Raw genomic sequence first — 19,411 nt, 5'->3', positions numbered from 1 at the left:
TTCAGCGACCTCCGCCGACCTCGCGACCCGAGCGGGTCTGCGCATCCAACCCGCGTTCGGGCGACTCTGCCACCTGCTTCTCGCCGGAGCCGACCTCGATCAGCTCCTCGATCATCAGGTGACCGTAGCGCTGCGCGCGGGCCGCGCGGAAGCGCCGGGCCACGTCGGCGATCCGGTTCGCTTCGTCGTCGCTCGGCGCCTTGACGACGAGAAAACTGTGGCCCTGCACGGCCAGTTCGCGGTGGGCCTTGACGAGGTTCAGCTCCTGGCCGATGCCGGCCAGCACACCGGCCTGCTCGATGTCGATGTCGGCCTGCTGGCGCATCTGCTCCGGGGTGTACGCGGTGATGTCGGCCTGGGCGCTGCCGCCACTCAGGAGGGCCGAGTACGCCCCCTTCATGTCGCTCTCGTTCGGGAACGCTAGGATCACATGGCCCACGGGTTTGAACACGCCATAGGCTGCTGGGCGGTCGTTGGGGGACATGGAGGTTCCTTCCGGTCGATGACTGGCCGCAGGGGCCGGAGCACCGATCCTCACCGCGGCATGCGAACCCGTCACTCGGCGGACCGAGCATTCTCACGTCGGCCGGCGCCTACACCGTTCGATCGGCGGTCAGGACCGCCGCATGTCGAGGTCGAACACGGCCTGCGCCGCCGCCTCGGGGCCCATGCTGCGCCAGCGCAAGCGTGAACACATGTCCTCGACCACCGGTCGCGCCAACTCGGGGTCGAGCGCCGGGTCGAGTTCCACCATGCGCGCGATGCAGCGTGCGACCCAGGTCGAGTCGTCGAGCGGTTCCACCATGGTCCAGTCCCGGCGCCAGCAGGCGCCTCGTCTCTTGAAGGGGATGGAACTCTACTCGGGCCGTACGCGGCCCGGGATGTCAAAAGACGCAGCTCAGCGGGTCGTCGCGGCGGGCGGGAACACCGACGCGCGCCAGCCCTTGCGCTCGAACGGCTTCCACTCACCCTCGCGCTGCGCGAGGCGCTCGGCGATCGCGAACAGCACCGCCGGATGCACCGCCATGCCCATGTGGCTGCTGACGACCTCGATGCTCTCGGTGTTCTCGCTGGCCGGCTCAAGGCTGCTCTGCCATGCGACCACGCCGTCCGTGCGGCTGTAGATCGACGTGGTCGGCACGCGCGGTCGGCTGGTGATCTGCTGCCAGCGCTGCGGGTCGACCGAGCTCTTGCCGCTGGTGAACTCGTAAACCCGCCATGCATTGCTCGAGCGAGGATGGCCGGTGACCGGGCTGCCCAATGTGATGACGCTGCGCACCGCATCCGGCCGCTGCGACGCGAGCAGGCGCGCGTACGCGCCGCCCAGGCTCTGGCCGACCAGGCTGACGGTGCGGCCGCTGCGGGCATGCAACTGGTCGATCTTCGCGAGCATCGCGTCCTCGACGCCCGGACGCGGGCCGTAGTTCCGGCCGAGGCCCCAGCCATGCACGTCGTAGCCGCGCCGGCCCAGGAAGTCGCGCAGCAACTTGGTCGACGCATCGCTCGCGACCAGCCCGGGCAGCACCAGCACCGGATGGCCGTCGCCGCGCGGCGCCAGGCGCAGCCAGGGCAGCGCGGCCACGCCGACGGCCAGTTCCCAGCCGGCGCGCAGTTCGAGGAATTGCAGCAGGCGCGACGGCGGCTGGACGTGCGACGGGTGGGCAGTGTGGGCAGTGGGCATGGTGGTCTCCGTGCTTTGTCGTTGTGGGAAAACTATCGCAGGTACTTGGACCGCAGGTAATTCAGGTAATCGCGCGCCTCGCCCACCACGTAGGGCGACAGCAGCGTCAGCGTGTAGTACGCGGCCAGCGCCGGCTCGGCGTGCGACTGGGTGGTGCGCCGCGGGGTCAGCCGCTTGAAGCTGAACCAGCAGGTGGTCGAGAACACGATCTGCAGCGCGAGCATCTCGACCTCCTCGTCGCTGGCCTCGATCGTGCCGGCCTGCTTGAGGCCGGTGCACAGGCTCTTCGCGGCCAGCAGGTTGTGGGCGGTCAACGCGCGTGCCCGGGTCTCGAGCTCGGGGTACTCGTTGAGCAGGTAGTCGACGTCGCGGTAGACGAAGCGGTAGTCGTTGATGACCTCGAACACGAGGTGCAGCGACAGCCACAGGTCGTCGATCGCGTCGACGTCCGCGGCGGCGTCCATGCACGAGGCGAGCCGCTCCTCGAAGCGGCGGAACAGGCCGGCGACGATCAGTTGCTTGGCCTTGAAGTGGTAGTGCAGGTTGCCCGGGCTCATGCCGAGTTCGGCGGCGATGCGGTGGGTCGAGACGCCGGCCAGCCCGTCGCCGTTGAACAGCGCGAGGCTGGCTTCGAGAATGCGGTCGCGGGTGCGGGTGGCGGGCGCCGTCATGCAGGATCAGCGCTTGCGCGGCGTCGCCTTCGGTTTCGCGGCTGGCACCGGCTTCTTCAGCGCCGCGACCTCGGCGCGAAGCGCCGTGAGCTCGGCACGCTGCGCCGCGAGCTCGTCGCCCAGCGCCTGCAGCGCCTCGATCGACGGCATGCCCATGCGCTCCAGCGCATGCACCACGCGTTGGTCGAACACGGCCTCGAACTTGCGCAGCCCGAGGGCGTCCTGCGCGACCTTCGCGGCGCCGCCCTCGCGCTTGACCAGGCCCGACCAGCCGGCACCCGCGTCGAGACCGAGAATCGCCTCGAACACCCGGCTCTGATGCTGCACGACGTCGTCGCGGACCTTGCCCAGCGCCTTCAGCCCGGCGCGCAGCGGGTTGTCCTTGCCGGTCTCGGCGTCGGCAGCGGCGACCGGCTCCGCCGCGGCGGGCTCGGGCCGCGCGCGCGGCGCGCGGCGTTTGGGCGGGGTGACCATGGGGCGTCCTTCGTTCAACGACATGATCGCAGATGGAACAAAGGCCTTCGCTCGCGCGAAGGCCTCGCTTTCACCGATGGCGCTCGGTTCGCGCCTGGGGCCTCTTACGCGCGGGCCTTGGCGACGCGGCGAGTGGCCTTCTTGGCGACGCGCTTGACGGTCTTGACGACCTGCTCGACCTCGTCCTCGGCGCCGACCACGCGGGCCGACAGGCGCTTCGTGCCTTCGACGGCGCGGTTGGCGATCTCGAGCGAGACCTGCGCGACCGGCATCGTCAGCTGGCCGACGGTGGTGATGGCCTTGGTGTCGAACGCGGTCTCGACGCGGTCGACAGTCGCGACGGCACGCTTGATGCTGCCGTTGACGCCGTCGGCGACCAGGTCGATCGCCTGCTCGGCACGGTCCGAACCGGTGGCGATGCCACCGACGACGACGCCGGCGATCTGCTGCTGCACGTCGATCAGGCTGGCCTTGACCTCTTCGCTGACCAGCGGCAGCGCGCGGGTGTTCAGGAACTCGACATAGCGCGCGTTCGCGCCGCTGACCAGGCGTTGCGCGCCGGTGCGGTACGCGCCGACGATGATCTTGCCGACCTGGCTGTACTGGCCGACGACGGTGTGGGCAACGGTGCTGAAGGTTTGCGTGGACATGTTCTCTCTCCGGGGGTGAATGATTCGATGGACGGAATCATCCGCGACGACCCCTAGTCGCCGAAAGCTAGAACCGTTCGAAACCTAGTACGACTGGCCTAGGACCGGCGAGCCAGCGGTGCCAGCGATTCGCGCAGCCGCTCGACCGGATCGACGGCCGCCAGCGACTGCCCCAGCGCGTCCTCGACGCCGCCGATGTGCGTCAGCATCATCGCGGACGCGCCGTCGGCATCGCCACGCGCCAGCGCGGCGACGATGCGGCCGTGGTCGGCACAGGACTCCTGCGCGTCATGCGAACTCTGGAACAGCGACGCGACCAGCGTGGTGCGCGCGGTCAGGTCGCGCAGCATGTCGCACAGCACGCGGTGGCCGAGGCAGTCGGCCAGGCAGACATGGAAGTCGGCCAGCATGAAGGTGCGGGCGGCGATGTCGCCGGAATCGATTGCCGCCTGCTCCTCCTTCAGGTGATCGCGCAGGCGCCTGATCACGCTCTGCAGCGGCTTGCCGGCGTCGCGCACGAGCGCCGATTCGCGCAGCATGCCGGTCTCGACCGCGCGCCGTGCCGCGAAGGCATCGCGCGCCTGCTCGATCGACGGCTCGACGACGTACCAGCCCTTGCGCGAGCGCACCTCGAGGAAGCCGCGCGCCTGCAGCTGCATCAGCGCCTCGCGCACCAGCGTCCGGCTGACGCCGAACATGTCGGCCAGTTCCTGCTCGCCCAGCCGCTCGCCGGGCTTGAGCTTCTGCGCGAGGATCGACTCGACGACGCGCTGGGCGATTTCGGTTTGCGTGGCCATGGGCGGCGAGACTAACAGGGCGTCAGTGCGCGGCGACCGGGACGGCAACGGGTGCGAGGTCCTCGTCGGTCTCGTCCGCCGGCACCGGCCGACCGTCCAGCACGGCGTGCGCACGCTCGCGGTCGATGTCGCCTTCCCACGCCGCCACCGCGACGGTCGCGACGCAGTTGCCGATCAGGTTGCCCAGCGCCCGCGCGATGCCCATGAACCAGTCCACCGACAGCACCAGCACCAGGCCGATCGCCGGGATCGCGGGGATCGCCTGCAACGTGGCCGCCAGCACGACGATCGCCGAGCCCGGCACGCCGTGCGCGCCCTTGGAGGTGACGAGCGAGATCGCCAGGATGGTGAGCAGGTCGGTCATCGAGACCGGCGTGTTGGTCGCCTGCGCGATGAAGACGGCGGCCAGCGTGATGTAGATCGAGAACGCGTCGAGGTTGAACGAGTAGCCGGTCGGGATCACGAGGCCGACCGTCGAATCGCGGATGCCCATGCGGCGCAGCTTGGCCATGATCTGCGGCAGCACGCTGTCGCTCGACGTGGTGGCGAACACGATCGCCAGTTCCTCGCGCAGGTACTTCAGCAGCTTGACGATCGAGAAGCCCGAGAACCGCATGATCGCGCCGAGCACCACAAACACGAACAGGATCACCGCGACGTAGTACAGCGCGACCAGCATGCCGAGTTGCTTCAGCGAGCCGATGCCGTACTTGCCGACCGTGAACGCGATCGCGCCGAGCACGCCGAGCGGCGCGAGCTTGATGATCAGCCCCATGATCTTGAACAGCACGTGCGACAGGTCGTCGACGAAGCCGGCGACCGCCTTGCCGCGCGGGCCGATCAGCGCCAGCGCGCAGCCGAACAGGATCGCGAAGAGCAGCACCTGCAGCACGTCGCCCTTCGCAAAGGCATCGACGACGGTCGACGGGATCAGCTTCTGCAGGAACTCGACCGTGCCGCCGCCGGTGAGCTTGGAGGCGTTGTCGACATAGGCGCTCATCGCCTTGGCGTCGAGCGCCTTCGGGTCGACGTTCATGCCCACGCCGGGCTGGAACACGAAGGCCAGCAGCAGGCCGAGCGCGAGGGCGATCGTCGTCACGACCTCGAAATAGACCAGCGCCTTGACGCCGACACGGCCGACCCGCTTCAGGTCGCCCGCGCCGGCGATGCCGTGCACGACCACGCAGAACACGAGCACCGGGATGATCATCTTGATCAGCTTGATGAACCCGTCGCCCAACGGCTTCAGCTTGGTTGCGAAGTCGGGCGCGAGCAACCCGAGCAACACGCCGATCAGCAGCGCCAGGACGACCTGACCGAACAGGGAACGAAGGAAACGAGGCATGAGCTTCTCCTGCGAGGGGTCGGACAAGCTCTTTGACGACAAGCTTGCATACAAGCAATGTAGTCAACAGATGGAATTCGTCCGTCAGGGATTTCCCGCGGCCCGCACGCTCAAGGTCGGACCGCGGGCGTCTCCACGGTCATGCCGGCCGCGCGCTGCGCGAGGTACAGCTCGAGCTCGACCCACTCCGGCGCGCCGGCGGCGAACGGCTCGGCGCGCACGCCGGTCATGCAGCTGCGCAACCGCCGCTGCAGCGACCCGAGACCCTGCCATTCGAGCCGGTAGATCGGGTAGCCGGTCGGATGTGCCTGCGGGATCGTCGCGCCACCGAGGCGCTGGCCGGCGTGGTCGTCATGGCATTGCGCGCACGAGAAATCGAGCTGCCCCAGGCGCTGCCGGAACAGCGCCTCGCCACGCGCGCGATAGGGCTGCAGCCTCGGGTCGGCCGGCGGCGCGATCGGCAGGCCACGCGACTGCATCGCGACGAACGCTTCGAGCCCGAGCAGCGCGTCGCTCTCGGCCGCGAGCGGCGCGGCTTGCTGGTGCTCGACGCGGCAGGCGTTGATGCGCTGTGCCAGCGTGACCGGTCGCCGCGCCGCGGCATCGAATGCCGGGTAGCGGGCCGCGATGCCGCGCATCGCCGTGCTCGCGTCCCCGTGGCAGGTGGCGCAGCTGGGCAGGCCGGCCGCCGGCACGCGCTCCCACAACGCGGCGCCGTCGGCGACTCCGAGCATCGCCGGGTTGGCCGCGTCGTCGCCCTGCATCGCCTGCAGCTGCGGCGTCATGTCGTCATAGCCGGAGCGGCGCGGGTCGGTGGCGGCTGTCGCGACCGACGCCAGCAGCATCATCGCGAACGCGCGAACCCTCATGTCACCGTCAGCGCCACGCTCTCGGTCTGCGCGAAGCCGTTGTCGCCCTCCCACTGGAAGCGCAGCGTGCCGCTCCCGGTGGCGACCGTGAAGAACGAGATGAACGGGTTCGCGGCGACCGCGGGAAACAGCTCGGCGCTGAAGACTTCGACGTCCTCCCGCCCGTCGACGTAGCGGCAGCTCAGGCGCCGGATCAGGTTGCGCGGCTGGATCGCGCCATCCTCGCCGGGCCGGTAGCCGGTCTCCATCGGGTGCGCGATCAACGTGCGGATCTCGATGAGCTCGCCGCGCTTCGCGGTCTTCGGCATGGTGATCAGGGCACGGGCCATGGCCGCTCGCTTCAGGATTCGACGCACGCGGCGAGCGTGACGATCACGTCGACGGTGTGCGTGAAGCACGACCCGTCGTTCATCCTGGCCACGGCCAGCAGCTGCTGCGAGGTCGCGAGCCGGATGCGGGTCGCCACCATGGCGCGGCCCGCGCGCGGGCCGAGGTGGAACACCGCGACATCGCGCTGCGGATTGCGCTCGTTGAACACCGCGATCGCCGTGACGTGGTCGGACTCCGTCATCGGGCTGTCGACCGTCACGCTGATCGGCACGACGTTGCCGTTCTCGACCAGCGGCGCGATGTCGAGCAGCACCCGCCCGGTACGCAGCGGCGCGCCGCCCGCGAAAGTGCGGACGGCGGCGGCCAGTTCCTCCGGCGACGCCGCCGCGCTGCGCCACGCGATCGACCCGACCATGCCGACCGCCGCGCCCAGCAGCGTACGCCGCGTCCAGCTGCCTCGATCCGACACGGGGTCGTGCCTCATTGCAGCGTACGGAGGAACGCGACCACGTCTTCGACCTGCTGCGGCGCCAGCACCGGCTTGCCTTGCCAGGCGCCGCCCACCCGTGTCAGCCCCTCGGTGCGCTGGTACGCCGGCATCATCGACTGCGGATTCAGGCGTCGGCTGTCGACCATGCGCAGCCGCAGCTGGCCCTCGCTCCAGCGCGTGCCGGCGCCGGTAAGGTCGGGCGCGAGGTTGCCCTGGAAGCGCTCCTCGGGGAACGGCCCGGCGTGGCACAGCAGGCACAGGCCGACCTGGCGGTTGACGACGATCGCCCGGCCACGCGCAGCGTCGCCGGGCACCTCGGTCAGCGGGCGCTCGATCGCGTCGTCGGCCGCGCCCGCGTCGTGCGCGGCCACGCCCAGGCACAGCAGCGTGGCGGCGACGCCGGCGCGCATCACGCCCTCTTCAGGCTCTGGCTCTTCAGCGGCAGCTCGCGGATGCGTCGGCCGGTGGCGGCGAAGATCGCGTTGAGCACCGCCGGCGCCGCGACCGCGATCGTCGGCTCGCCGACGCCGCCCCAGAAGCCGCCGGAGGGCATCAGGATCGCCTCGACCTTCGGCATGTCCTCCATGTGCATCACCGGGTAGTCGCTGAAGTTGCTCTGTTCGATCCGCCCGTCCTTGACGGTGCATTCGCCGTACAGCGCGGCCGACAGCCCGTACGCAAACGAGCCTTCGACCTGCGCCTCGATCTGCTGCGGGTTGACCGCGTTGCCCGGGTCGGTGGCCGCGACGATGCGGTGCACCTTCAGCGAACCGTCGTCGCCGACCGACACCTCGGCGCAAGCCGCGACGTAGCTGCCGAAGCCCATGATCTGCGCCAGGCCGCGATGGACCTTGCGCCCGCCGACGTCCGGCGCCGGCGTGGCCCAGCCCGCGCGCTGCGCGACCGCGTTCAGCACCGCCAGGTGCTTGGGCGAGTCGGCGAGCAGCTTGCGGCGCAGCGCGAGCGGGTCCTGCCCGGTCGCGAACGCGATCTCGTCGATGAAGCTCTCGACATAGATCGCGTTGTGGTTCAGGTTGACGCCGCGCCAGAAGCCCGGCGGCACGTGGGGGTTGCGCATCGCATGGTCGACCAGCAGCGCAGGCACCTTGTAGCCGAACGCGCCTTCCGCGCCGCCCGCGTTCAGACCCTGGAACACGACCGGATCGCGGCCGTTCTGCAGGTTCTGCGGCATCAGCCCGGCGACAATCGACTGGCCGGAGATCCGCATGTGCAGCCCCGTCACGTTGCCCTGCGCATCGAGCCCCGCGGTCATCCTGCACTGCGTGATCGGGTGGTACTTGCCGTGCTGCATGTCCTCCTCGCGCGACCAGATCATCTTGATCGGCGTGCCGGGCATCTGCTTGGCGATCAGCACCGCCTGGGTCAGCCAGTCGTGCGCGCCGCGCCGGCCGAAGCCGCCACCCAGGTTGAGCTTGTAGACCTCGCACTTCGCGGGCGGCAGGCCCGCGGCCTCGGCGGTGGCGGCGAGCGCGGCCTCGCCGTTCTGGGTCGGGCACCAGACCTCGCAGCGCTCGGGCGTGTAGCGCACGGTCGCGTTCATCACCTCCATCGGCGCGTGGTTCTGGTACGGGTACGAATAGACCGCTTCGAGCTTGCGCGGCGCGGCGGCGATCGCGGCCTTCGCATCGCCGACCGAGTTGCCGACGATCGCCTGCGGCGCGTCCAGGCCCTCCTTCAGGAACGCCGCGATGGTGGCGCTCGAGACCTTGGCGTTCGGGCCTTCGTCCCATTCGATCGGCAGCGCGTCCAGCGCGCTCTTCGCACGCCACCAGGTGTCGGCGATCACCGCGACGGCGCTGTCGCCGACTGCGACGACCTTCCTCACGCCCGGGCGGCTCGCGATCGCCGCCGCGTTGAAGCTCTTCACCTTGCCGCCGAACACCGGACAGTCCTTGACCGCGGCATTCAGCATGCCGGGCAGCTTCAGGTCCATCCCGAAGACCTGCGAGCCGTCCAGCTTGGCGGCGGTGTCCAGGCGCTTGACCGACTTGCCGGCGATCTTCCAGTCTTTCGGGTCCTTCAGCGCGACCTCGGTCGGCGGCGTGAGGCGGCTGGCCGCGGGCGCAACCTTGCCGTAGGTGGTGGTGCGGCCGCTGGGCTTGTGGGTGATCACCCCGGCGGCGGCCACGCACTCAGCCACCGGCACCTTCCATCCGTCGGCGGCGGCCTGGACCAGCATCAGCCGCGCGATCGCGCCGCCCTTGCGCACGTAGTCGTTCGACTCGCGCACGCCGCGGCTGCCGCCGGTCGAGAAGTTGCCCCAGACGCGGCCGCGCGCGAGGTTCTGACCGGGGGTCGGGTACTCGGTGGTGACGCGGGCCCAGGCGCAGTCGAGTTCCTCGGCCACGAGTTGCGCCAGGCCCGTCAGCGTGCCCTGCCCCATCTCGGACCGGGCGACGCGGATCACGACGGTCTCGTCCGGCTTGATGACGACCCAGGCGTTGACCTCGGGCGGCACGGCCAGCGGTGCCTGCGCCTGCGCGCTGTTCGCGAACGGCACGTGGAAGCCGACGACGAGGCTGCCGGCCGCGGCAGTCGAGGCGCCGATGAAATGGCGCCGGTTCAAGCGCGCGCCAGCGGCGGAAGCGGTGGTGATGGTCTTCATCGCAGGCTCCCGTTCAGGCCGAGGCCGAGGCCGCCGCCTGCTTGATCGCAGTGCGCACCCGGTTGTAGGTGCCGCAGCGGCAGATGTTGGTCATCGCGGCGTCGATGTCGGCGTCGGTGGGCTTGGGTTTCTCCTTCAGCAGCGCGGCGGCCGCCATGATCATGCCGGCCTGGCAGAAGCCGCACTGCGGCACGTCGAGCGCGGCCCAGGCCTTCTGCACCGGATGCGAGGCGTTCTTCGACAGGCCCTCGATCGTCACGATCTTCTCGGTGGCACTGACCGTCGACGCCGGCCGCACGCACGATCGCGTCGGCACACCGTCGATGTGGACGGTGCAGGCACCGCACTGCGCGATGCCGCAACCGTACTTGGTGCCGGTCAGTCCGAGCTGTTCCCGCAGCACCCACAGCAGCGGCGTGTCCGCCTCGGCCTGGAAGTCTCGGTTGCTGCCGTTCACGTTCAGTGTCGCCATCGGTCCGTCTCCTGCGGTGGGGGGTGCCGGGGCATTATGTGGCGCGTCGATGAGCTGCGTGCGCGCTGCCGATTACCCTGAGCGACAGCCTGGGTCGGGCACGCACAATGACTCGCATGACGACCCACCCGACGCCCGCGCCCCGTCGATCCACCGTCCGCATCGGCGGCGCCTCGGGCTTCTGGGGCGACACCGCGCTGGCGGTGCCGCAACTGCTGGCCGGCGGCGCGGTCGACTACCTGGTGTTCGATTACTTGGCCGAGGTGACGATGTCCATCCTCGCGGCGCAGCGCGCGAAGGACCCGACCGCCGGCTACGCGGTCGACTTCGTCCAGATCATGATGCGCGAGGCGCTGCCGCGACTGCAGGCGCAGGGCATCCGCGTGGTCGCGAACGCGGGTGGCGTGAACCCGCTGGCGTGTCGCGACGCACTGCTGAAGCTCGCGGCCGAGATGGGCATCACGCTCAAGGTCGGCGTCGCGCTCGGCGATGACCTGGTCGCGCGGGCCGGCGAGTTCCGCAGCGCCGGCATCATCGAGATGTTCAGCGGCGAGCCGTTCCCGCAGCGCGTTGCGAGCATCAACGCCTACCTCGGCGCGCTGCCGATCGCGCGCGCGCTCGACGCGGGTTGCGACGTGGTGATCACCGGGCGCTGTGTCGATTCCGCGGTGACGCTGGGCGTGCTGATGCACGAGTTCGGCTGGGCCGCGGATGCCTACGACCGGCTCGCGCAAGGCACGCTCGCCGGCCACCTGATCGAGTGCGGCGCGCAGTGCACCGGCGGCCTGTTCACCGACTGGGAGCAGGTGCCCGACTGGGAGAACATCGGCTTCCCCGTCGTCGAAGCGCATGCCGACGGCAGCTTCGTGATCACCAAGTCACCGGGCACCGGCGGGCTCGTGACGCCGGCGACCGTCAGCGAGCAGTTGCTCTACGAGATCGGCGACCCGCGCGCCTACCTGGTGCCGGACGTGACCTGCGATTTCACCCAGGTGCGCATGACACCCGACGGCGCGGACCGCGTGCGCGTGAGCGGCGCGACCGGCCGCGCGCCGACCGCGCGCTACAAGGTCAGCGCGACCTTCGCCGACGGCTACCGCAACACCGGCTTCCTGACGATCGCCGGGGTCGACGCAGTGCGCAAGGCGCGGCGCACCGGCGACGCGCTGCTCGTGCGCATGCAGCGCATGCTCGCGGCACACGGGCTGCCGCCGTTCACCGAGACGCGGGTCGAGGTGCTGGGCGGCGAGGAGATGTTCGGTGCGCAGGCGCGGCAAGGTGCGCGCGAGGTCGTGTTGAAGATGAGCGCGAAGGGGGCCTCGCGCGACAGCCTCGAACTGTTCGCACGAGAGTTCGCGCCGGCGGCCACGTCAATGGCGCCGGGCACGCTGGGCCTGGTCGGCGGCCGCCCGACGCCGACGCCGGTCGTGCGGCTGTTCTCGTTTCTGCTCGACAAGCGCGCGCTGGAGGTGAGCGTCGACATCGACGGCACGAGAGAGCCGGTGGCGATCCCGACCGACGGCGGCTTCGACGAGGCGGCGCTGCCGCCCGCGCTGCAGCACGCCAGCGCGCCGCAGCGGGCCGACGCGCCGATGGTCCCGCTCATCGAGCTCGCGCACGGCCGCTCCGGCGACAAGGGCAACAAGGCCAACATCGGCATCGTCGCGCGCCGACCGGAACATCTGGCGGCGCTTTCCGCCTGGCTGACGCCGGATCGCGTGGCCGCGCATTTCGCGCACCGCGCGCCGAGCGGCGTCGAGCGCTTCGACCTGCCGGGCCTGCATGCGATCAACTTCGTGCTGCACGACGTGCTTGGCGGCGGCGGCATGGCCTCGCTGCACACCGACAACCTGGCCAAGGCCTACGCACAGGTGCTGCTGACGATGGAGGTGCCGCGGCCCGATTGAGCGTCAAGGCAGCGCGTGCGGGCCGCGCTTCTCGTACCAGTGGGTGATGCGCCGGCCATCCCAGTGCAGCGCGATGTGGGCGCTGGAACGCGCCTGGCGCAGCGCCTTGGGTCGGAAGATGCCGACGCAAAGGCCGCCCGCGTGACGGACGCTCGGGAACAGCACCCCCGCGCTGCCCGCTTCGCGCAGCTCGCGGCCCAGCGCCTGCGGCGCGCCGTAGTCGTTCGGGTCGAGCAGCGTCGCGCCCTGCGCGCCGAGCGCGCGCAAGTCGTGCAGATCCGCGGCGACGGTCGCGGTGATGAGCCGCAGGTCGACGTCGATCGCCGGCTCCGCGGTGCGCGACAGGAACAGTGCCCGGTGGTGGCTGACCTCGGCGACGGCCGTCTCGAGTGCGTGGGCCGCGTAATAAACGCCGTAGCTGCCGTCCGAAAAGCGCGAGCCCTCCGGGTTCAGGTGCGTGAAGGCCGCCATCACCATCGTGCTGCCGACGCCGGTCACGCGCTCTGCCGGCGGCACCAGTTGCAGCTGGCCGATCTCGTCACGGATGCGCGGATTGGTCAGCGCTTCGATCGCGAACACGACATCGAGGTCGGCCGGGTCGGCGACGCGGTCGTACAGGCCCACGGTCGGGTAGCGCGACGGGATCAGCCGATAGCTCGGCCGCCATTCGGTCGCGGCGACCGGAATGGTCTCGAGCGGCACCGACATTCAGGCTTTGCCGCCGCGCTGCGCGTCGAGGTAGTGGCGCACGACATAGAGATCGGCCACCTGCCCGCCCAGCATGCGCTCGAGCGCCGAGTGCCCGCCGAACAGCGGCGCCGTGTTGGGCTGGCGGACCCAGCGGTCGGCCTGCTCGGCCGCCGGCAGCAGGATCTGCAACGCCGCGTAGATGCCGAACAGATAGGACAGCCGCTCCAGCACATGGCGGTCCAGCCCGTGGCCGACCTTGCCCTGCTTCCACTGGTAGAGCGTGCTGCGGCCGACGCCAAGCAGCGTGGCCTGCTCGGTCGCATCGAGCTGCCAGGCCTCGCTGATGCGCCAGAAGGTCCGCAGCGCGGCCTGCGCGGCGGCGGCCGCAGAGAGATCGATCGGCGGGGCAGACGGCTGAAGAACGGCGTTCATACCCGGCAGGGTAGTTCATGCATGGACGAAGTACAAGTTTTCGTCCAGGTTCGAACAGGCTGAATCAGCCCCGCGCGTGGGTCACGCCGCCGTCGATCACGAGCGTCGAGCCCATCACGTAGTCCCCGGCGCGCGAGGCCAGGTAAATCGCGCCGCCCGCCATGTCCTCGTCGCGGCCGATGCGTTTGGCGGGGATGCGCTTGGCGGTCTCCTCGGCGTGGTCGCGGGCGACGCGGTTCATCTCGGAGGCGAAGGCGCCCGGCGCGATCGCGCTGACGACGATGTTGTCCTCCGCCAGGCGCAGCGCCATGCGCCGCGTCAGCTGGATCAGCCCGGCCTTGCTGGCGGCGTACGAGTACGTCTCCTGCGGGTTGACGGAGATGCCGTCGATCGACGCGATGTTGATGACCTTGGCGGGCTGCTTCTTGGCCGCGGCACGCAACGGCGCGATCAGCGCCTGGGTCAGGAAGAACGGCGACTTGAGGTTCAGGTCGACGACCTTGTCCCAGCCCTTCTCGGGGAAGGTGTCGAAGGTCTCGCCCCACGCCGCGCCGGCGTTGTTGACGAGAATGTCGAGCGTCGACTCGTATTGGCCGTAGGCGGCGACCAGACCCTGGATGCCTCCCATCGTCGACACGTCGGCCGGCAGCGAGATGCATTCGCCCTGCGCCGACAGCTCCTTGGCAGTCGCATCGCAATCGGCGGCCTTGCGCGACGAGATGTAGACCTTCGCGCCCTGGGCGAGGAAGCCGGCGGCGATCATGCGGCCGATGCCGCGAGAGCCACCGGTGACGAGCGCGATGCGCCCCTTGAGGGAAAACAGGTCGGTCATGGGTGTCTCCGTCGATGAATGTCGTCATCGATTGTGCGCACCGCCCGACCGCCGCGCTGTCACCAGCGCGTCCTGGCCTCTCGGTCGATCAGTGGAAGAAGAGGTACGCGATCACCAGAACAAAAAGGGGAACGCCGAGCAGCCAGCCGAGGAAGTACTTGCCCATGATGTGTCTCCGGTCGGATTCGAGTTGAGGTGGGGCCAGCGTAGGGCGCGCGTTGCGCGCGGCCGACCGGACGACCCCGCCGTCAGGTGTAGGAGACCCGCTCGCGCCACCGACGGCCGGTGCGGACGTCAGTGCGGCGCGTCCAGTCCGACGGCCACGGCATCCGAGCGCGCGCGCTGGACGGCCTCGCCGATCGCCGGGCCCTTCATCCCGCGTGCGGCTGCCTCGGTCGCGACCGCCGTGGCGTCCACCGCCAGTGCCAGCCGCAGCGCGCGCGCGAGCCGCGGGCGCTGCGGGTAGGCGCTGTCTTCGAGGCCGAGGCGGCCGCGTGCATCGCACTCGCAGGCGAGCAGCAGCTGCTCGAAACGATCGGGCCGGCGGATGGCGTCGCAACGCTCGAGCAGACGCATCACCGCCGCGGCGTTGAACTCGCCGCTGCGGTGCACGTTGCCGTGCTCACGCGCCACCACTTCGGCGAGTTCGCGGCAGGCGACCGGCACGCGCAGCCGCTCGCAGACCCCGCGCACCAGCGTCACACTGCGCTGCTCGTGGCCGAGGTGACGCGGCAGCACGTCCGGCGGCGTCGTGCCCTTGCCGAGGTCGTGGCCGAGGCAGGCGAAGCGCACCGGCAGGCTCGCATCGAGCCGCGCGGCCATGTCCAGCACCATCATCAGGTGCACGCCGGTGTCGACCTCGGGGTGATGATCGGCGCGCTGCGGCACCCCCCAGAGCCGGTCGACCTCGGGCAACACGCGCCGGAGCGCGCCGCAGGTGCGCAGTACCTCGAACATCCGCGACGGTCGCGCCTCCATCAGGCCGCGCGAGAGCTCTTGCCAGATGCGCTCCGGCACCAGTGCATCCACCTCGCCCGCCGCGACCATCGAGGCCGCGAGCACCATCGTCTCCGGCGCGACGCTGAACTCCGGGAAACGGGCCGCGAAGCGCGCGAGCCGCAGGATGCGAACCGGGTCTTCCGCGAACGCCTCCGACACGTGGCGCAGCAGCCGGGCCTGCAGATCGCGCTGCCCGCCCCACGGATCGATCAGGCGGCCATCGGCGGCACGTGCCATTGCGTTGATCGTCAGGTCGCGGCGGGACAGGTCCTGCTCGAGCGTCACGTCGGGCGATGCGTGGAACTGAAACCCTTTGTAACCGGGCGCGGTTTTGCGCTCGGTGCGCGCGAGGGCGTATTCCTCTCGGGTGTGAGGGTGCAGGAACACGGGGAAGTCGGCGCCGACGGCGATGAAACCGGCCGACCGCATCTCCTGTGGCGTCGATCCGACGACCACCCAATCACGGTCCGTGACAGGGCGCTGCAGCAATTCGTCCCTTACTGCCCCTCCGACCACGAATGCTTGCATGTGACTCGCCCGAACCCCTGCGCCTTCGTTACATCTTGAATCAGATGAACCCCTCACGTGTGGGGGACCGAATTTTGAATCGCCTGTTTATAAACGCAACTGTGCGGTACAGCTTCAACCCGGTATGCACGGCCTCCCAAACATTCAATCAGGTGAACCCATGAATTTCCTCAAATCTTTGTTTACTGTGGCTGCCCTCGTCGCGACGGTTGGCGCCAACGCGCAGTCGTTCAGCTTCTCGGCCCCCGTGGACGGCGACTACGCCGCGCCGATCTTCACGACCGCCACGCCGGCACTGGCGATGGAAGTCACCGGCAGCGTGCCGAACCTGTACCTGCAGCCGCTGGGCAGCTTCGGGACCTACCTCGAGGTCGCCACGGGCGGCTCGGCCACGATCGACCTCGGCGGCGCGACTTCGTTCAGCTTCCTGTGGGGTTCGCCGGACGCGAGCAACATGATCTCGATCGACGGCGTCGATTTCACCGGCTCCCTCCTGCTCGGCGCCACCGCCAACAGCTCGAACAGCAACACCCAGTGGGTCACGGTGACCAACGAAACGGGCATGAACAACTTCACCATCACGACCGGCCAGATCGCCTTCGAGATGGCTGTCGCCGCCCCGGTGCCGGAACCCGAGACCTACGCGCTGATGCTGGCCGGCCTGGGCGCGATGGCGTTCGTCGCACGTCGCCGCAAGAACGCCTGATCGGCGTCTGAAGAGGCCCGCAGGGGCCGCACGGCAGGCGGGCTTCGGCCCGCCTTCTTTTTTGCGCCGGCCAGTTCAGGCCTGCGAGCGGTACGCCTCCTCGAACGGCAGGAAATCGTGCTCGGCCAGCGCGTCGGCGATCCAGGCGGCAACGCCCGGCAACGCCACCACCCGATCGACGTAGGCCGAGATCGCGGCCGGCAGCGGCACGCCATAGGTGCGAAGTCGCATCACGACCGGCGCATAGAACGCGTCGGCGATGCCGAACGCGCCGAACAGCATCGGCCCGCCATGTTGTGCGAGCAGCTCGGTCCACATCGCGACGATGCGATCGACATCGGCACGCACCGCCGGCTCCTCCCGCAGCACCCGCTCGCCGACCTCCGGCAGCTGCGCCTCGATGTTCATGCCGAAGTGGTTGCGCAGCGCGCCGAAGCCCGAATGCATCTCGGCGCAGACGCTGCGGGCGCGGGCACGCGCGCGCCGGTCCGAAGGCCACAGGCGCTTGTCCGGAAAGCGCTCGGCGAGGTACTCGGCGATCGCCAGCGTGTCCCAGACCACCAGCCCGTCGTCCACCAGCACCGGCACGCGCCCCGCGGGGTTCAGGCGCTGCACCGCGGTCTTGAACTTCGAGTCCGGCGTGAAGGCGTCGAAGCGCAGCTTGACCTCGTCGAACGGGATGCCGGCCTGGGTCATCAGCACCCAGGGGCGCATCGACCACGACGAATAGTTCTTGTTGCCGATGTAGAGCTGCATGCCGGTCCTCGCGGGTGTGAAGGCCTGCATGCTAGCCAACGCGACCGCCGCGCGGGTTGAGGCTTTCGCATCGGATTGATGCGTGCGCGGTCGCCGTCAACCGCGGCTCAGGGCAATTCCTTGTCGAGCGGGTTGCCGGCCGCGGCCGGCGCGATCGGGCGGCCGAGCCGCTGCTTCAGCGACGGCGCCTGCGCGCCGAGCTGCGCGGCGTAGTAGGTGGCGTTGCTGAGGACCTTCTTGACATAGTCCCGCGTCTCGGCGAACGGCACGTTCTCGGCCCAGATCGCCGGCTCGAGCGGTGGCCCGTCGCGCCACCGGCGCGGCCGGCCGGGGCCGGCGTTGTAGGCCGCGGCGGCCAGCGCCTGCGAGCCGCCCATGTCGTCGAGCACGAGCTTCAGGTAGTTGGTGCCCAGGCGCAGGTTGGTGTCGCGGTCGGTGATCAGGTCGTGGGTGTAGGTCAGGCCGATCTTCTTCGCGGTCCAGCGCGCGGTCGCGGGCATCAGCTGCATCAGGCCCGAGGCGCCGACCGTCGAGCGCGCATCCATGATGAAGCGCGACTCCTGGCGGATCAGCCCGTAGACATACGCCGGGTCGAGGCCGATCTCGCCCGCCTTCGCGATCACCTCCTTGCGGAACGGCATCGGGAAGCGCTGCTCCATGTCGATCTCGGACTTGGTGCGCTCGCTGGTGTTGATGCAACGGTCCCAGACCTCGCGGTCGCAGGCGAGCTGCGCGGCGGCGAGCAGCTCCCGGTCGCTCATGCCGCGGATCGAGTAGTTCCACTCGCGCACGCCTTCGCTGCGCAGGCCCGCGTCGATCAGCTGCAGCGCCCGCACCAGGCCGGGTTGACGCGCCGCGGCCTCGCGCTCGGCAGGCGTCAGCGGCTGCGGCCGCGCCGGCAGCCAGACCGGCTGGCCGAGGTTCTCGGCCGCGAGTGCGGCATAGAAGTTCAGCTGCGCCGCGATGCTGCCGAGCTGCTCGCGCGCGAGGCTGCGCATCGAGTCGCCTTCTTGCGAGTCGAGCGCGATCGCATTGAGCGCGCGCGCCTTCCAGTACACCCATGCCGGCTCGCGCTGTTCGCTCGGCGTCATCGCGTTGACGGCCTGGCTGACCTGCTGCCAGCGCGCCTTGCCGTTGTCGGCGCGCAGCGCGGCACGCACCTTCCAGGCGAGCGTGTCGTCGGGCCAGTCGAGCTCTCGGCCGGCCTTCGCGGCGCGCTGCGCCGCGCGTTGGTAATAGTCGGCGGCTTCCGGCTGCAGTTTCATCGCGGCCTGCTTGCCCACCGACGCCCAGGCCCAGGCCGCCAGGTCGGCCGGGAGCGCGCGGTCCCAGCGGTCGTTCAGCTGGGTGGCCGCGGCGTCGGCATCGCTCGACGCCATGCGCATCAGCGCCAGCGTCGTCAACTCGGCGCCGGTGCGGCTCGACGCGGACGCATGTTTCGCCAGGTAGCGCGCCGGGTTGTCGGCCAGTTCAGCGACGGCGCTCGCCGGCGCGATGCCGATCAGCGCCACCGCCTGCCGCGCCGCGCGGGGACGTCCGACATCAATCGCGAAGCGCGCCTTGCGCCACGCATCGGCGGCGGTGAACTGCTTCGCGTCGGTCAGCGTGGCGGCGAGCAGGCCACAACCGTCGTCGGCGTCGCGTTGGGCCAGCCAGGCGGCGAGCGCAGCGTCGCGGACATCCTTGCCGTCGCGCTGGTCGAGCAGCAGCGCATAGCAGCTGACCTCGCGGTCGTCATTCATGCGGAAGCGTGGGTACTCGACCGCGAAGTTGGCCCAATCGCGCCGCTTGCCGAGCTCCAGCAGCCAGTCGTTGCGGAACCGGTCTTCCACGTAGGTGCCCGGCCAGCGCGCGCTGAACTCGTTGACCTCGGCCTGCTGGACCTCGCCGATGCGGTTGGTCAGCTCCCAGTAGTCGACCCACATCGCCAGCGGCAGCCGGTTCGCGACCGCGACGCTGCGCAGCGCGGCCAGGCGCGCGCGGTCCTTCTTGCGGAAGGCTTCGCGGGCGTCGAGCAGCGTCGGGTCGCCGGACTGGGCGCGCACGACCGGCACGGCGGCCAGCAGCGTCACCAGCGCGAGCGCGCCCAGGAGCGCCCCGCGCCAGCGGGTGGGCCCATATACTGATTTGGAAAGTCGGTTCGGCGTCATCACGGG

The 19,411-nt window shown here is 70.0% G+C and carries 22 protein-coding genes; 2 read left to right on the top strand and 20 right to left on the bottom strand.

Features of this window, described 5'->3' with window-relative positions; genetic code table 11:
* Position 1: 1 nt before the first annotated feature.
* From ASC76_RS00760 to ASC76_RS00695, 14 genes are all read right to left on the bottom strand, one after another.
* Positions 2 to 484 (bottom strand): hypothetical protein, encoded by a 483-nt coding sequence (locus tag ASC76_RS00760; protein ID WP_082548610.1) that lies wholly within the window; start codon positions 482 to 484, stop codon positions 2 to 4.
* 129 nt (positions 485 to 613) lie between these two features.
* A complete protein-coding gene (locus ASC76_RS00755) occupies positions 614 to 805 on the bottom strand; it encodes a hypothetical protein (protein ID WP_056460967.1) in 192 nt (63 codons plus the stop codon).
* 93 nt (positions 806 to 898) lie between these two features.
* The gene (locus ASC76_RS00750; RefSeq protein WP_056460964.1) at positions 899 to 1,681 is read right to left on the bottom strand and encodes an alpha/beta hydrolase; all 783 of its coding nucleotides are present in this window, start codon (positions 1,679 to 1,681) and stop codon (positions 899 to 901) included.
* A 32-nt stretch (positions 1,682 to 1,713) separates the two neighbouring features.
* The gene (locus ASC76_RS00745; protein WP_056460961.1) at positions 1,714 to 2,352 is read right to left on the bottom strand and encodes a TetR/AcrR family transcriptional regulator; all 639 of its coding nucleotides are present in this window, start codon (positions 2,350 to 2,352) and stop codon (positions 1,714 to 1,716) included.
* Positions 2,353 to 2,358: 6 nt separating this feature from the next.
* Entirely contained in the window at positions 2,359 to 2,826 is a 468-nt protein-coding gene (locus ASC76_RS00740) for a hypothetical protein (RefSeq protein WP_056460957.1), read from the bottom strand.
* Between the two features lie 104 nt (positions 2,827 to 2,930).
* Positions 2,931 to 3,476 carry a hypothetical protein gene (locus tag ASC76_RS00735; protein WP_056460954.1) on the bottom strand — a complete coding sequence of 182 codons (546 nt, stop codon included), beginning with the start codon at positions 3,474 to 3,476 and terminating at the stop codon, positions 2,931 to 2,933.
* Between the two features lie 98 nt (positions 3,477 to 3,574).
* Complete coding sequence (locus tag ASC76_RS00730) at positions 3,575 to 4,273, bottom strand: GntR family transcriptional regulator (protein ID WP_056460951.1); 699 nt, start codon at positions 4,271 to 4,273, stop codon at positions 3,575 to 3,577.
* A 22-nt stretch (positions 4,274 to 4,295) separates the two neighbouring features.
* Complete coding sequence (locus tag ASC76_RS00725; protein ID WP_056462974.1) at positions 4,296 to 5,618, bottom strand: C4-dicarboxylate transporter DctA; 1,323 nt, start codon at positions 5,616 to 5,618, stop codon at positions 4,296 to 4,298.
* Positions 5,619 to 5,728: 110 nt separating this feature from the next.
* Positions 5,729 to 6,487 carry a sulfur oxidation c-type cytochrome SoxA gene (gene soxA / locus ASC76_RS00720; protein WP_056460948.1) on the bottom strand — a complete coding sequence of 253 codons (759 nt, stop codon included), beginning with the start codon at positions 6,485 to 6,487 and terminating at the stop codon, positions 5,729 to 5,731.
* Entirely contained in the window at positions 6,484 to 6,816 is a 333-nt protein-coding gene (locus ASC76_RS00715; protein WP_056460945.1) for a thiosulfate oxidation carrier complex protein SoxZ, read from the bottom strand. The genes soxA and ASC76_RS00715 overlap by 4 nt, the downstream gene beginning before the upstream one ends.
* A gap of 11 nt (positions 6,817 to 6,827) precedes the next feature.
* Entirely contained in the window at positions 6,828 to 7,301 is a 474-nt protein-coding gene (locus ASC76_RS00710; RefSeq protein WP_056460942.1) for a SoxY-related AACIE arm protein, read from the bottom strand.
* Positions 7,298 to 7,717 carry a sulfur oxidation c-type cytochrome SoxX gene (gene soxX, locus ASC76_RS00705; RefSeq protein WP_082548609.1) on the bottom strand — a complete coding sequence of 140 codons (420 nt, stop codon included), beginning with the start codon at positions 7,715 to 7,717 and terminating at the stop codon, positions 7,298 to 7,300. Before soxX ends, ASC76_RS00710 begins: the two co-directional genes overlap by 4 nt.
* On the bottom strand, positions 7,717 to 9,933 hold the full coding sequence (locus tag ASC76_RS00700) for a molybdopterin cofactor-binding domain-containing protein (protein ID WP_056460935.1): 2,217 nt from the start codon (positions 9,931 to 9,933) through the stop codon (positions 7,717 to 7,719). Before ASC76_RS00700 ends, soxX begins: the two co-directional genes overlap by 1 nt.
* A gap of 13 nt (positions 9,934 to 9,946) precedes the next feature.
* Positions 9,947 to 10,405 (bottom strand): (2Fe-2S)-binding protein, encoded by a 459-nt coding sequence (locus tag ASC76_RS00695; protein ID WP_056460932.1) that lies wholly within the window; start codon positions 10,403 to 10,405, stop codon positions 9,947 to 9,949.
* Positions 10,406 to 10,521: 116 nt separating this feature from the next.
* Here ASC76_RS00695 and ASC76_RS00690 point away from each other — a divergent pair, with 116 nt between their 5' ends.
* Positions 10,522 to 12,312, top strand: coding sequence for an acyclic terpene utilization AtuA family protein (locus ASC76_RS00690; RefSeq protein WP_056460929.1), 1,791 nt, complete (start codon positions 10,522 to 10,524; stop codon positions 12,310 to 12,312).
* Positions 12,313 to 12,315: 3 nt separating this feature from the next.
* On the opposite strand, the gene ASC76_RS00685 is transcribed toward ASC76_RS00690, so the two are convergent.
* The 4 genes from ASC76_RS00685 to ASC76_RS00670 form a co-directional block, all read right to left on the bottom strand.
* Positions 12,316 to 13,020, bottom strand: coding sequence for an RES family NAD+ phosphorylase (locus ASC76_RS00685; RefSeq protein ID WP_056460926.1), 705 nt, complete (start codon positions 13,018 to 13,020; stop codon positions 12,316 to 12,318).
* Complete coding sequence (locus tag ASC76_RS00680; RefSeq protein WP_056460923.1) at positions 13,021 to 13,434, bottom strand: MbcA/ParS/Xre antitoxin family protein; 414 nt, start codon at positions 13,432 to 13,434, stop codon at positions 13,021 to 13,023.
* A gap of 64 nt (positions 13,435 to 13,498) precedes the next feature.
* Positions 13,499 to 14,266 (bottom strand): SDR family oxidoreductase, encoded by a 768-nt coding sequence (locus ASC76_RS00675; RefSeq protein WP_056460920.1) that lies wholly within the window; start codon positions 14,264 to 14,266, stop codon positions 13,499 to 13,501.
* A 294-nt stretch (positions 14,267 to 14,560) separates the two neighbouring features.
* The gene (locus ASC76_RS00670; RefSeq protein WP_056460917.1) at positions 14,561 to 15,793 is read right to left on the bottom strand and encodes a multifunctional CCA addition/repair protein; all 1,233 of its coding nucleotides are present in this window, start codon (positions 15,791 to 15,793) and stop codon (positions 14,561 to 14,563) included.
* Between the two features lie 160 nt (positions 15,794 to 15,953).
* Here ASC76_RS00670 and ASC76_RS00665 point away from each other — a divergent pair, with 160 nt between their 5' ends.
* A complete protein-coding gene (locus tag ASC76_RS00665) occupies positions 15,954 to 16,499 on the top strand; it encodes a PEP-CTERM sorting domain-containing protein (RefSeq protein WP_235580295.1) in 546 nt (181 codons plus the stop codon).
* A gap of 75 nt (positions 16,500 to 16,574) precedes the next feature.
* Here ASC76_RS00665 and ASC76_RS00660 read toward each other — a convergent pair whose 3' ends face one another.
* Entirely contained in the window at positions 16,575 to 17,255 is a 681-nt protein-coding gene (locus ASC76_RS00660) for a glutathione S-transferase family protein (protein ID WP_056460911.1), read from the bottom strand.
* 107 nt (positions 17,256 to 17,362) lie between these two features.
* Entirely contained in the window at positions 17,363 to 19,405 is a 2,043-nt protein-coding gene (locus ASC76_RS00655) for a lytic transglycosylase domain-containing protein (protein ID WP_082548607.1), read from the bottom strand.
* Between the last annotated feature and the right edge of the window lie 6 nt (positions 19,406 to 19,411).

The sequence above is a fragment of the Rhizobacter sp. Root404 genome (genome assembly GCF_001425865.1).
In the GTDB taxonomy this organism is placed as follows: domain Bacteria; phylum Pseudomonadota; class Gammaproteobacteria; order Burkholderiales; family Burkholderiaceae_C; genus LMDS01.
Note: the sequence above shows the minus strand (reverse complement) of the source record. Positions and strands in the feature narration are given on the sequence as shown.

What these genes read in the sequence shown, in the direction of transcription:
- ASC76_RS00660 (WP_056460911.1), bottom strand. Translation starts at nt 17,255, where the DNA reads ATGCAGCTCTACATCGGCAACAAGAACTATTCGTCGTGGTCGATGCGC.
- ASC76_RS00760 (WP_082548610.1), bottom strand. Translation starts at nt 484, where the DNA reads ATGTCCCCCAACGACCGCCCAGCAGCCTATGGCGTGTTCAAACCCGTG.
- soxX (WP_082548609.1), bottom strand. Translation starts at nt 7,717, where the DNA reads ATGCGCGCCGGCGTCGCCGCCACGCTGCTGTGCCTGGGCGTGGCCGCG.
- ASC76_RS00665 (WP_235580295.1), top strand. Translation starts at nt 15,954, where the DNA reads ATGAATTTCCTCAAATCTTTGTTTACTGTGGCTGCCCTCGTCGCGACG.
- ASC76_RS00735 (WP_056460954.1), bottom strand. Translation starts at nt 3,476, where the DNA reads ATGTCCACGCAAACCTTCAGCACCGTTGCCCACACCGTCGTCGGCCAG.
- ASC76_RS00710 (WP_056460942.1), bottom strand. Translation starts at nt 7,301, where the DNA reads ATGAGGCACGACCCCGTGTCGGATCGAGGCAGCTGGACGCGGCGTACG.
- ASC76_RS00755 (WP_056460967.1), bottom strand. Translation starts at nt 805, where the DNA reads ATGGTGGAACCGCTCGACGACTCGACCTGGGTCGCACGCTGCATCGCG.
- ASC76_RS00670 (WP_056460917.1), bottom strand. Translation starts at nt 15,793, where the DNA reads ATGCAAGCATTCGTGGTCGGAGGGGCAGTAAGGGACGAATTGCTGCAG.
- ASC76_RS00680 (WP_056460923.1), bottom strand. Translation starts at nt 13,434, where the DNA reads ATGAACGCCGTTCTTCAGCCGTCTGCCCCGCCGATCGATCTCTCTGCG.
- ASC76_RS00695 (WP_056460932.1), bottom strand. Translation starts at nt 10,405, where the DNA reads ATGGCGACACTGAACGTGAACGGCAGCAACCGAGACTTCCAGGCCGAG.
- ASC76_RS00655 (WP_082548607.1), bottom strand. Translation starts at nt 19,405, where the DNA reads ATGACGCCGAACCGACTTTCCAAATCAGTATATGGGCCCACCCGCTGG.
- soxA (WP_056460948.1), bottom strand. Translation starts at nt 6,487, where the DNA reads ATGAGGGTTCGCGCGTTCGCGATGATGCTGCTGGCGTCGGTCGCGACA.
- ASC76_RS00730 (WP_056460951.1), bottom strand. Translation starts at nt 4,273, where the DNA reads ATGGCCACGCAAACCGAAATCGCCCAGCGCGTCGTCGAGTCGATCCTC.
- ASC76_RS00685 (WP_056460926.1), bottom strand. Translation starts at nt 13,020, where the DNA reads ATGTCGGTGCCGCTCGAGACCATTCCGGTCGCCGCGACCGAATGGCGG.
- ASC76_RS00740 (WP_056460957.1), bottom strand. Translation starts at nt 2,826, where the DNA reads ATGGTCACCCCGCCCAAACGCCGCGCGCCGCGCGCGCGGCCCGAGCCC.
- ASC76_RS00700 (WP_056460935.1), bottom strand. Translation starts at nt 9,933, where the DNA reads ATGAAGACCATCACCACCGCTTCCGCCGCTGGCGCGCGCTTGAACCGG.
- ASC76_RS00750 (WP_056460964.1), bottom strand. Translation starts at nt 1,681, where the DNA reads ATGCCCACTGCCCACACTGCCCACCCGTCGCACGTCCAGCCGCCGTCG.
- ASC76_RS00675 (WP_056460920.1), bottom strand. Translation starts at nt 14,266, where the DNA reads ATGACCGACCTGTTTTCCCTCAAGGGGCGCATCGCGCTCGTCACCGGT.
- ASC76_RS00690 (WP_056460929.1), top strand. Translation starts at nt 10,522, where the DNA reads ATGACGACCCACCCGACGCCCGCGCCCCGTCGATCCACCGTCCGCATC.
- ASC76_RS00715 (WP_056460945.1), bottom strand. Translation starts at nt 6,816, where the DNA reads ATGGCCCGTGCCCTGATCACCATGCCGAAGACCGCGAAGCGCGGCGAG.
- ASC76_RS00725 (WP_056462974.1), bottom strand. Translation starts at nt 5,618, where the DNA reads ATGCCTCGTTTCCTTCGTTCCCTGTTCGGTCAGGTCGTCCTGGCGCTG.
- ASC76_RS00745 (WP_056460961.1), bottom strand. Translation starts at nt 2,352, where the DNA reads ATGACGGCGCCCGCCACCCGCACCCGCGACCGCATTCTCGAAGCCAGC.